Annotated in this window: 7 protein-coding genes; 4 read left to right on the top strand and 3 right to left on the bottom strand. The window is 56.8% G+C overall.

Features of this window, described 5'->3' with window-relative positions:
* The first annotated feature begins 230 nt into the window (after window positions 1–230).
* The gene (locus KP703_RS04690) at window positions 231–2,693 is read left to right on the top strand and encodes a TonB-dependent receptor (protein WP_215754011.1); all 2,463 of its coding nucleotides are present in this window, start codon (window positions 231–233) and stop codon (window positions 2,691–2,693) included.
* A gap of 205 nt (window positions 2,694–2,898) precedes the next feature.
* Here KP703_RS04690 and KP703_RS04685 read toward each other — a convergent pair whose 3' ends face one another.
* A complete protein-coding gene (locus KP703_RS04685) occupies window positions 2,899–4,545 on the bottom strand; it encodes a dihydroxyacetone kinase subunit DhaK (protein WP_215753957.1) in 1,647 nt (548 codons plus the stop codon).
* A gap of 206 nt (window positions 4,546–4,751) precedes the next feature.
* On the opposite strand from KP703_RS04685, the gene KP703_RS04680 reads away from it, so the two are divergent.
* The gene (locus tag KP703_RS04680) at window positions 4,752–6,053 is read left to right on the top strand and encodes a CocE/NonD family hydrolase (RefSeq protein ID WP_215753956.1); all 1,302 of its coding nucleotides are present in this window, start codon (window positions 4,752–4,754) and stop codon (window positions 6,051–6,053) included.
* A gap of 44 nt (window positions 6,054–6,097) precedes the next feature.
* A protein-coding gene (locus KP703_RS04675; protein ID WP_148425110.1) for an IS5 family transposase occupies window positions 6,098–6,855 on the top strand; the annotation gives its coding sequence in 2 pieces (ribosomal slippage) (window positions 6,098–6,419 and window positions 6,419–6,855; 759 coding nt in all).
* A 307-nt stretch (window positions 6,856–7,162) separates the two neighbouring features.
* Here the strand turns inward: KP703_RS04675 and thiC are convergent.
* On the bottom strand, window positions 7,163–9,037 hold the full coding sequence (gene thiC, locus KP703_RS04670; protein WP_215753955.1) for a phosphomethylpyrimidine synthase ThiC: 1,875 nt from the start codon (window positions 9,035–9,037) through the stop codon (window positions 7,163–7,165).
* A gap of 451 nt (window positions 9,038–9,488) precedes the next feature.
* On the opposite strand from thiC, the gene KP703_RS04665 reads away from it, so the two are divergent.
* Window positions 9,489–10,982, top strand: a complete 1,494-nt coding sequence (locus KP703_RS04665) for a sugar porter family MFS transporter (protein WP_062249539.1) — start codon at window positions 9,489–9,491, stop codon at window positions 10,980–10,982.
* 90 nt (window positions 10,983–11,072) lie between these two features.
* On the opposite strand, the gene KP703_RS04660 is transcribed toward KP703_RS04665, so the two are convergent.
* Window positions 11,073–11,864, bottom strand: coding sequence for an acetoin reductase (locus KP703_RS04660; protein ID WP_215753954.1), 792 nt, complete (start codon window positions 11,862–11,864; stop codon window positions 11,073–11,075).
* Window positions 11,865–11,868: the final 4 nt, after the last annotated feature.

Here is an 11,868-nt window from a genome sequence, read left to right as displayed (position 1 = left end):
ATATATGTGTTTATTAAACATGTGCTTGGGAGCGTTCTGCTGTGCGCAAAGGTTTTTCGTCAGAGACTATCATTCGGGTCCGTTCAGCACAGGGGCGCGTACCGGTTTGTGGTCGTGGTTTTTCCTCTGCTCTGCTGGCTGCCACCCTGTTGTCCGGTTTTGCCGGAGGGAAGGCTTTTGCGGCGGAGGAACAACCGTCCGGGAAGGCCGTAAAGCACACAGCTCAGGCTGTGCCGCATAAAACCACGGGACAGGCCGTTCGCCCGGCAGCGGTGCATCCGGTCTCCGGCACGGCGGCTCCTGGCACAACCGCAGCTCCCGCTACGCTGACTCCCCAGCAGGTGCGCACGCTGCGTGGGTCAGTTGCGGCGCCCGGCCCGGTTGCGGCGGAGGGTGAAGAATCCGTGATTGTGACCGGCACGCGCGAGACGGGCGGCCGCAAGGCGCGTGAGAGCCTTTCCCCGATTGATGTCGTCTCGGCCAAGCAGTTGAACCAGACCGGCCAGCCCAACCTGCGGGAAGCACTGGCTCAGCTTCTGCCGTCTCTCACCATGCCGACCGGCGGGTTTGATAGTGGCGCGCTGACGGATTCCATCAGTCTGCGGGGCCTGAACCCGAATGAAACACTGGTGCTGGTGGACGGAAAACGTCGTCATACCACAGCCAATATCTATGCCGATCCCGGCCCGCAGCAGGGCTCCACGGCTGTCGATATCGACATGATCCCCATGGCGGCTATCGACCATGTGGAAGTGCTGCGCGACGGGGCTTCCGCACAGTACGGGTCAGACGCCGTGGCGGGGGTGGTGAACATCATCCTCAAAAAGCAGGACCACGGGTTCCATGCGGAATCTATCTCCGGCATTACCGCTGCGAAGGATGGTTTCCAGCAGGGCGTGTATCTGGACGGCGGGGCACAGCTTGGCAGCCGTGGTTTTGTGCATGTGAGCGGCGATTTTTATCATACCGATCACACTTTCCGCAGCGCGCCCGATGCACGCACAGGCCAGAAAAACAATTACGTGCTGGGCCAGCCGGAACAGACGCGTGAAAGCGTTGCCATCAAGGCCGGGTATGATCTGACAGATAGCATTCAGCTTTACGGCACGGGCACATATGCGCATCGGCACGCGGAATCCTACCAGAACTATCGCCTTGCCAGTTCTCTGGCCAGCTATCCGGGTTATGCGGCCATCTATCCGAATGGTTACTCGCCTCTGGAAACAATCGAAGAGAATGACTTCGAGCTGACTGCCGGTGTTAAAGGAAAACTCGCTGGCTGGAACTGGGATTTTTCCACGGTTTATGGGCGCGATTTTGACAATATTGGTCTGACCAACTCCGCCAATCTGGCTATTGAGAAAGATACAGGCCGCACCCCGACAAACTTTGACGTGCAGGGCTTTAACAATTCTCAGTGGAGCAACAATTTCGACCTCTCCCGCAAGTTTAAATTCTCAGGCTGGCCGCATGAGATCAACGTCGCAGGTGGGGCGTCCTATCGGTATGAAAGCTATTCCATCGGCACGGGCGATGCGGACTCTTTGTATGGTAGCGGGTCCGATGCCATGGCGGGGACCAACCCCGGTAATGCAGGCAACTTTAGTCGTGATGTCGTGGCCGGATATATCGATGTTTCCACACATCTGACACGCCACTGGCAGCTGGATCTTGCTGGCCGCTACGAGCATTATACGGATGTGGGGGACACAGAAACCGGCAAGGTTTCCACCCGGTATGAGGTCTCTCCGCGTCTGGCCTTCCGCGCGACTATCTCCAATGGCTTCCATGCGCCGACACTGGCGCAGGAACATTACAGTGCACTGGCGATCTCTCCCACCGCAGCACGAGGCCTGATTGCCGTGAACTCTCCGGGTGCTCTGGCCAACGGGTCTTCCCCGCTCAAGCCGGAACGTTCAACCAACGTCAGTGGCGGGATTGTCATGGAGCCGTTCCGCAAACTGCATGTGACTGTGGATGTGTATCAGATCAACCTGCGCGATCAGATCATGCCCGGTGGGCAGGTTTATGGTGCGCAGGCCGCTTCTGCGCTGACCATGAACGGCTTTAGCCTGCCGAGTGACGTTAACACATGGTCTGCGTCCTCCCTGTCTACCCACTGGTTTGCCAACGTGGCCAGCACCCGCACGCAGGGGCTGGACCTGACGGCGACCTACCCAACCCAGCTTGGGAACATTGGGCGTATTGACTGGGATGTGGCGATCAATCTCAACCGCACCCGTCTGTCCCATCAGGGGACAGATGCGCAGGGAAATCCGTTGATGAATGCGCAGAGTATTGCATATCTCACCACAGCCTATCCGCGCAGCAAGATGATTTTTGGCGGCCGCTTTACCAGTGGAAAGTGGACAGTGGGTGTGCACGAAATTCGTTATGGCCAGACCACGTCTCAGCTCACCTATTATGGGGGTGCAGGGAATACCAGCTCTCTGTCCAGCACAAACTTCCTACAGTTCCATAACACGCCGAAATTTATTACCAATCTGGAAGTCACCTACCGCGTGCATCCCAGACTGGCGCTGACACTCGGTGGCAATAACCTGTTTGATGCCCGTCCCAGCCGCGTGCCGGATAACAACCGCTATCTGGGGGCACCGCAATATTACATGAGCACGTCCCAGCTTGGCATGAATGGCGGCTTCTATTATTTGCGGGGTGATATCAATTTCTGAACGCAGAAAGAAACAGAATCCTTAAACAATCTGACCCAGTAAGGACGATTTTTTAAGTGTAGTGCAAGTTTGTTCAGTCGGCTTGCAGCGGGTGCTTTAAGCGCGTGAGGCATCCAGATTTCTTATGAAAAATGCCTGTGCATCATGGAGGAAACCCATTTTGCACAGGCATTTTTTTTGCCGCTTTCTGAGGGCTGAAGGTGGATCAGCCCATGCTGGCCAGAGCCTCAAACATCCGGGCAATAGCTTCCGCGCCGGGGTCGGGGATATTGGCTAGTTTGGAGTCCGGCACATAGGAGGCGCGGCCTGCATTGGCGTGTGTCATGCGTTTGGTGGCATCCGCGCCGTCACGCGCAGCCTGCGCGACTTCTGCCAGTGCGCCACCAGCGGCCAGAACTGTAAAAGCCGGGTGCAGAGCATCAATCATGGTACGGTCTCCCGGCTTGGCCCCGCCATGCTGCTGCATGGTGGTCAGGCCTTCCACCAGGGCCCTGGCCCATGTGTCCGAACTCCGTCCGGCGGCGGAGAACATGATGGAGAGCAGCACACCACTGGACCCACCGGCATGCCGGGCCAGAATAGCGCCGAAAGTAGCAAACAGCTCCTGCGGGTTTGCCAGAGGCAGGCGATCCACGGTCTTCAGGATTTCCTGAGCACCTTCCGCAAAGGTAGACCCGGCATCCCCATCTCCAATCTGGGCATCCAGCGCATTCAGGGCTTCCGCATTGCCAATCAGCGTTTTGGCAGCGTGGCGGATCAGTGCTTCAATTTTAGGGGATGCAGAGGGCGGGAAACGGAATGTTTCCGGCAAGGCTGGCAGAGGGCGCACGGTGGGGGCTGCAAACGGAGCAGCGCCCGGCCACGCCCACGGTTCCACCGGCGCGGTCAGGGCGGCAAGGATTTCTGCACTCAGCGGAACGGCAGTCAGGGAGAAACCGTTCATGTCCAGCGCCGTCATCATGGGGGCCGGACCAATAATCAGATCCGTGTTTTTGGCCAGATCAGTTTTGGCAAAGGCGTTGAGCAGCAAGGTCATTTCAATGGGTGGCACACTGCCCAGCATGTTCAGAAGCAGGGCGTAGCGTTCGTGTTTGCCTGAGGCATTTTTGGCGGGGAGAGCTTTGGCGAGTGTATCTGCGGCCAGCCCCATCAGCGTGTCCGCCTGTGCCAGCGTAATCTGCTGCGCGCCCGGTTCTCCGTGAATGCCTAAACCCAGTTCCGCCTGCTCCGCTGTCAGTCGGGTTGTGTGGGCCGGGTCATAAGCGTTGCAGTCCGTCAGCGAGAGGCCGATGGAAGAAATCTGCGCAGCGGCACTGCGAGCCCGCTCGGCCACGCGGGCCAGCGGTTCACCCTGACTGGCGGCATAGCCGGCAACTTTATGCACCAGAACGGTGCCAGCCAAACCACGGGCAAAGCGATTATCGGGCAGGGCAATATCATCCCCCACCACAACGGTTTCGACCTGATACCCCATGCTGCGTGCCTGCTCGGCGGCCAGTGCAAAATTCAGGCGGTCCCCGGTATAGCTTTTAATAACCAGCAGGCAGCCTGCTTTGCCAGTCACGGCCAGAATGCCTGCCAGAATGGCATCCACGCTGGGGGAGGCGAAGAGCGAGCCACATACGGCGGCATCCAGCATGCCTGCGCCGACAAACCCGGCATGGGTTGGCTCATGTCCGGCCCCGCCACCGGAAATAACGGCGACATGCTCAGGGTTACGCTCTTTTCTCAGCACCACGCGAATATCGGGATATCCATCCAGCCGGCACAAATGCTGCCCCATGGAGGAGCGGAGCAGGCCATCCAGAGAGTCTGTCACAAGTGTTTCGCGTGTGTTGAAAAAACGCTTCATAGAAAACTGGTCCTGCAAGTGTGCCAAAAACAAAGACTAAATTTTTAACTCTTTGAGAGATTTTTAAAAGACAAATACAGGTAATTTTTTAAGTGATATGCAATTTTGATGTAGATTTTGGTGTGTGAAAATTTCCGTGGCACGTTTTTTGACACTCAAAGACTTTATGAAATAATGGACTAAACCGATATTAAGGTACCATCATTATGCGGCTGTATAAAAAACTATATTATTCTCTTTCTCTTTCTCTTTCTCTTTCTCTTTCTCTTGCCTCTCTTCTGGTAACAGGCGTGGCGTCTCCGGCTCAGGCAAAAGATGTCACCTTCCCTTATCTCTCCATTCCTCTGCATGAAACCATTTTAGGAGTGCGCGGCCCTGCTGATGGTAATGCGCGGTTGCAGGTGACGGTTTATCTGCCCGATGGGCGTGGTCCATTCCCAGTTGCCGTGATTAATGCCGACGCAGATCATGTGTCTGATACGCAACCGGGGGAACGGCTGGGTTATACATTCCTGACCGGGTATTTTCTCTCGCGCGGTTACGCCGTTGCACAACCGATGCCGCAGGGGTTCGCTGGATCTTCCGGTAAGCCACTCTCAACTGGCTGCGCGCTGGATCAGACCGGACTTCTGAACGCTCAGGACATCAAAGCGGTTCTGCACAATATGTCTGCCATTGTGGAACTGGATATGTCGCGGATTATTGTGGCCGGGCAGAGTTTTGGCGGCTGGACCAGTCTGGCACTTTCCACTCTGCAGATACCGGGCCAGAAGGGGCAGATTGTATTTTCCCCGGCTTTTCTGGCGCGTTCCTGCCAGCAGGGAGATACGGCGCTCATTCAGGGAGCGGAAAAACTGGGGGCTGCCAGTCACCAGATGCCAACCTTGTGGGTCGAATCTCATCCCGATAGTCTGGTGCCAGAGGCCACATGGCGGCAGATGCAGGCCGCGTACCAGAAAGGCGATGCGCATGTCAGCGTTCTGGATGTGCCTACGATTAAGAAAGATAGTGGGTCACTCACAGGAAATCCAGAAAATTTCTCACTCTGGATACCGAAGATGGATGCCTTTTTGCAAAGGCTTGGTCTGCCTGCGCAGGACGTCCAGCCGGGATATTTACCGTCTGTTTCAAAAGCCCCGCCTGAAACGCATTTTGCAAAAATTGATGATCTGGAGGCGTTGCCGACACAGGATGACAAAGCAATTGCTCAGTATAAGATTTTTTTGAAAAAGCCGTTCCCGCGTGCTTTTGTGATTGGCGATAATGCTGCGTCATCAGAGTCCGGCGGGCTTGACCCTCGGGTAGGGGCCTTAAAGCGGTGTGCCCAGATGAGCAGAAACTGCCAGCTCTATGCGTATAATGACAAAGTGGTTTGGAAGGGCCCCTTGCATGGTCAGGTCGCGGTCCATTCTATCGTCATGACGCATCAGCAAACGGTGGGCGTTTTTCAGGTTTCTCTTGATCAGAGCTGTAAGGAACAGTTTGTTCCTAGGCTCAGGACCCATTGATTTTTGTAGGGAATTTTGATTCAGGCTCTGCAAGGAGACTGAAGATGAGCGACCTGTTTTGGCTGACGGACGATCAAATGGAGCGCCTGCGACCGTTTTTTCCCAAGAGCCACGGCAAACCTCGTGTTGATGACCGCCGCGTGCTGAGCGGCATCATTTTCGTGAACCGCAATGGTCTGCGCTGGCGGGATGCGCCCCGGGAATACGGCCCACACAAGACGCTCTACAACCGTTGGAAACGTTGGGGCGACATGGGCATTTTCATGCGGATGATGGATGGCCTGTCTGCCGAAAAAGCAGAGCCTCAGACCATTATGATTGATGCGACCTATCTCAAAGCACATCGCACGGCTTCAAGCCTGCGGCTAAAAAAGGGGATCCAGGGCGTCTGATCGGACGGACAAAAGGTGGCATGAATACGAAGCTGCATGCGGTCACGGATCAGAACGGACGACCGCTGAGCTTCTTCATGACGGCGGGACAGGTCAGTGATTACACCGGTGCCGCTGCTCTGCTGGACAGCCTTCCTATGGCACAGTGGATGCTGGCGGACCGGGGTTATGATGCTGACTGGTTCCGGGATGCCTTGGAGGAAAAAGGGATCAGGCCCTGCATTCCGGGACGGAGATCCCGCGGAAAGCCAGTCAAATACGACAAGCGAAAATACAAAAGACGCAACCGCATCGAGATTATGTTCGGAAGGCTCAAGGACTGGCGGCGGGTCGCAACCCGCTATGACAGATGCCCCACCGTCTTCTTCTCCGCCATCTGCCTCGCCGCAACCGTCATCTTCTGGCTATGAGTCCTGAGCCTAAGGTTAAAATTGTCAGACCGCCGCTGCATGGTAGCATAGGGATTGTGCCGGATACTAAAGGCATTCCCTCTTATCAGCCGCCCTCACCCCTGGCGCGGTGTACGCAGCCTGTGCACGGGTCATTAGTGCAGTATCGTCCATTTGCCAATTATGCTGGGCAGGATAGTTTTGTGTTTGAAGAGCAGGTAAACCGGGACAATACCCGGCATTCTACAACAGTTATGAATATTTCTATTCACTGAGTAGAAGGCTTCCCCTCTGCGTAATCACAGAGGGGAAGGGTAGAAACATAGTTTTATTCCGCAGGCACGTAGACGGTACCGCCTGCTTTGCGGAATTCCTCGTTTTTCTGCTCAATGCCTGCCATACGGGCGGCATCTTCCTTCAGATCCTGACTGATCCGCATGGAGCAGAATTTCGGACCACACATGGAGCAGAAATGTGCGGCTTTATGGGCTTCCTTCGGCATGGTTTCATCATGATACGCACAGGCCGTATCCGGATCGAGTGACAGATTGAACTGATCCTGCCAGCGGAAGGAGAAGCGCGCACGGCTCAAAGCATCATCCCGCAGTTTTGCCGCCGGGTGGCCCTTTGCAAGGTCTGCTGCATGAGCGGCAATGCGATAGGTAATCACACCAGTTTTTACATCATTGCGGTCCGGCAGGCCCAGATGCTCCTTGGGGGTGACGTAGCAAAGCATGGCGGTGCCAAACCAGCCAATCATGGCCGCACCAATCGCTGAGGTAATGTGGTCATATCCCGGAGCGATATCGGTCGTCAGCGGGCCAAGCGTGTAGAAGGGGGCTTCGCCACAGTCGCGCAGCTGCTTGTCCATGTTCTCCTTGATCTTGTGCATGGGCACATGGCCCGGCCCTTCGATCATCACCTGGCAGCCCTTGGCCCAGGCAATCTGGGTCAGTTCGCCTAGCGTTTCCAGTTCGGCAAACTGTGCGGCGTCATTGGCGTCGGCAATGCTGCCGGGGCGCAGGCCATCGCCCAGAGAGAAGGAGACATCATAAGTCCGCATGATGTCACAAATCTCTTCAAAATGCTCATACAGGAAGCTCTCGCGGTGGCCGTTCAGACACCAGCTGGCCATAATGGAGCCGCCGCGGGAGACAATGCCGGTCACGCGGTTAGCGGTCAGCGGCACATGCTGGAGGCGCACACCGGCGTGGATGGTGAAGTAATCCACCCCCTGTTCCGCCTGCTCAATCAGCGTATCGCGGAAGACTTCCCAGCTTAGCTTGCTGACTTCACCACCGACTTTTTCAAGCGCCTGATAAAGCGGCACGGTGCCGATGGGAGTGGGCGCGTTCCGCAGAATCCAGTCACGAATATTGTGAATGTTACGGCCTGTGGACAGGTCCATCACCGTGTCCGCACCCCAGCGGATGGACCAGACGAGCTTTTCCACTTCTTCCGCTGCGGAGGACGTCACTGCAGAATTGCCGATATTGGCATTCACTTTCACAAGGAAGTTGCGGCCAATAATCACCGGTTCCAGTTCCGGGTGGTTGATGTTGGCCGGAATAATGGCGCGGCCACGGGCAATTTCGTCCCGCACAAATTCCGGGGTCACAAACGTCGGAATAGCGGCATCAAAGGAGTTACCATCCGCAAGCCGTGCTGCGGCATCGTCAGCCGCTTTCTGGCGGCCCAGATTTTCCCGGTGCGCCACATAAATCATCTCTTCGGTGATGATACCGGCTTTTGCAAATTCATACTGCGTGACGGGTTTGCCTGCCTGCCCCTGCAGCACGGTATGCGGAGCCGGGCAGGGGGCGACGAGCTGTTCGCCCTGTGCGTTGCCATTGTCTTCCGGTTTGACTGCACGCGGGGTGGCCTGCACCAGATTGCGCTTAGCCAGCCAGGCTGCACGGGGTTTGGGCTGGCCGGTGCGGACGTCAATCTGCTCCGCATCATCCGTGTACGGGCCGGACGTATCATAGACACGCAGCGGCGGCTCATTGGCGGACGGGTCCAGCATGATTTCACGGAACGGCACGCGGATGTCCGGATGCGCTTCCGGGCTGGAATAGACTTTTCTGGAGCCGCGAATGGGGCCGGTTGTCACCTGGCCGGGGGCCGGTGCGGCGGTATTCGCAGGTTTTGGGTTGCCCGTGACGGCCTGTGTGGCGGTCTTGAGGGTGTCAGTTTGGGTCACAGCGTTCTCCTCTGCCCAGAGGAGGACAGAGGCCGGAAGCGGGCCGCTACAGAGAGGACCGGTGTACGGTCCTGCAGCGGTGAACATCTTCTGGCGCCAGTCCCTCCGCCGGTATGATCCGGATCAGGTTCCCCACCAGAAGCAGCATGCCTCTGGTGGCAGGGTCACCACGCGTCCTTGCGGACAAAGTGGACTCTCAGTTCCTTGCCGGAACCCCCCTTGGTCTATGGTCTGGAGCAGATAGTGTTCCGTGTGTTTCTGTCAAGAAAAAACCGCTTGGGCTGAGGTGTTTTGCCGGGAACGTCATGTGCCATGCAGCGTTTTGCAGCTGTCATTCAGCCTGCTGCAAACCCTCTGTTTGCAAGGGGATTGAAAAGACCTGATGGGCTGCAAAATAATAAAAAATTTCATTTCCGATGCAATCGTTGCAAAAGTGTGGTATTAAGAAGGCATGCAAGCAGAAAGAAACAAAGCTCAGGAAGCAATCGCGAACGTCGAAATCTCCCCTCATGCTCACCGTGTCTTATGGATAGCTGCAATTGTTGCTGCCATATGCGGTGGTCTTTATGGATATGATACGGGTATTATTTCCGGCGCTCTTCTTCTTATTACAAAAGATTTTCACCTGACGTCTGGTCAGGAAGAAATGGTGACGTCCGCCATTCTCGTCGGGGCTGTTGTGGGCGCACTCTGCGTCTCGTGGCTGTCTGAAAAGTTTGGGCGGCGTAATTCCGTTATGGTCGTAACAGGCGTGTTTGTGCTGGGTGCCGTCGCCTGCTCCCGCGCACCGGATGTGACGGCTCTGATTATTGCCCGTGTTTTTCTGGGGCTTGCCGTAGGCGGGGCCACGCAGGTGGTGCCAACCTATATCTCGGAACTGGCACCTGCCAGTAAACGCGGCAATCTTGTCACCATGTTTAACGTCGCCATTGGCGTTGGTATTTTCCTTGCCAACCTCGTCGGTTTTACCATGCGGGATGCATGGGGCTGGCGGCCGATGATTTCCGTTGCGGCGCTGCCGGCAGCGTTTGTGTTTGTGTGCATGTTCTTCCTGCCCAAAAGCCCGCGCTGGGCTGCTGAGAATGAAGGGCTGGCGTCAGCTGTTGAGCATCTCAGCCGCGTTCGAAACTCCCGCAAGGCTATTCGTCGGGAAATTCGGGAAATTCATGAAAACGCCTCTGGTATTGATGAAGATGAGCGTGGCTGGAAAGGCCTGATGCTGCCGTGGGCGCGTCCCGCTGTCATCGCAGCTCTGGGTATCGCCTTCTTCACGCAGGCCGGTGGTCTGGAGATGATGATCTACTACGCCCCGACCTTCCTGTCGGACGCCGGCTTTGGGAGCTCTGCCGCTCTGATGGCCAGTCTGGGCATTTCCATTGTCTATCTGATTATGACCCTGCTGGGCTGCATTTTTGTGGACCGTATTGGCCGCCGTCGTCTGGTGCTCATCATGGGGCCGGGGTCTGTCATTAGCCTGCTGGGTCTGGGTATCATGTTTGCTATCCACCCGGACAAGGGCAGCGTGGGGAGCTGGGCGATTATCGCGTTCCTGCTGCTGTTCATGATGTTCAATGCCGGGGGTATTCAGGTTGTGGGCTGGCTGCTGGGGGCTGAGTTGTTCCCGCTGCCCATGCGTGCTGCCGCTACCAGCGTGCATGCCGCCATGCTGTGGGGGGCTGATCTGCTGGTGACCTCTACGGCGCTGACGCTGGTGCAGATTGTCACGCTGGGTGGCACCATGTGGATCTATGCCGGGGTCAATCTGGCGTCCGTGCTGTTTGTCTACTTCTTTGTGCCGGAAACTGCCGGGGCAACGCTGGAGGATATCGAGATTGCTCTGCGGCGTGGCGAGTTTAAGCCGCGTGTGGGGCAGGACCCGCGTATTCGCTCCTACGATGATGAGGAAGACGAAGAAGAAACCGCTCAGGCCCCTTCAGCGGCCTAAGAGGCATTCCCTTTTACGGATGACGGAAGAAAGGCTCCTTCGGGGGCCTTTCTTTTTGTCCGGGTGGTCGCTTGCTGGGGGGGTAGCGCCTCAGCGGAAAACGAGGCCGCCATCAATCATCACGGACTGGCCCGTCATGTAGTCTGCGTCTGCGCTGGCCAGATAGGAAACAAAGCCCGCCACGTCGTCCGGTGTTTCCACCCGGCCAAGGGCGATGCCTTCCACATATTTTTTATAGGTCGCGCCAATTTCGGCCCCGGTGGTCTCGGCCATGCGGCGGTCGATTTCCGTCCACATGTCTGTGCCCACCACGCCGGGGCAATAGGCGTTGACGGTAATCCCGGCGGAAGCCAGCTCCTTGGCGGCAGCCTGTGTCAGCGCCCGCACGGCAAATTTGGTCGAGGAATAGATGCCGAGAAACGCATATCCTTCATGTCCGGCAATGGAGCAGGCATTGATGATCTTGCCCTTGCTCTTCTGAGCCTTGAAGGCCTGTGCAGCAGCCTGAATGCCCCACAGTGTGCCCTGCACGTTGATGCGGAAAATGGTCTCCACATCCTCGGGCGTAGCATCCAGCAGTGAGCCCACATGTGCGATACCGGCATTGTTGACCATGATATCGACATGCCCGAACGTCTTGCTCGCTTCCTGCACCACGGCAAAAACCTGATCGCGCTGGCTGATATCGGCCGTCTGCACGAGGGCTTTGCCGCCAAGCGCCTCAATTTCCGCAGCGACGGTGGCCAGCTTGTCTTTCTTGAGGTCCGTCAGCACCACAGCGGCGCCGTCGCGGGCCAGACGCAGGGCAATACCCCGTCCGATTCCCTGAGCAGCGCCCGTGACAATGGCGGTTTTCCCGGCCAGTTTTTCTGAAAGAGACATCGTA

The sequence above is a fragment of the Acetobacter sp. P5B1 genome, assembly GCF_018811985.1.
Taxonomy (GTDB): domain Bacteria; phylum Pseudomonadota; class Alphaproteobacteria; order Acetobacterales; family Acetobacteraceae; genus Acetobacter; species Acetobacter cerevisiae.
Note: the sequence above shows the minus strand (reverse complement) of the source record. Positions and strands in the feature narration are given on the sequence as shown.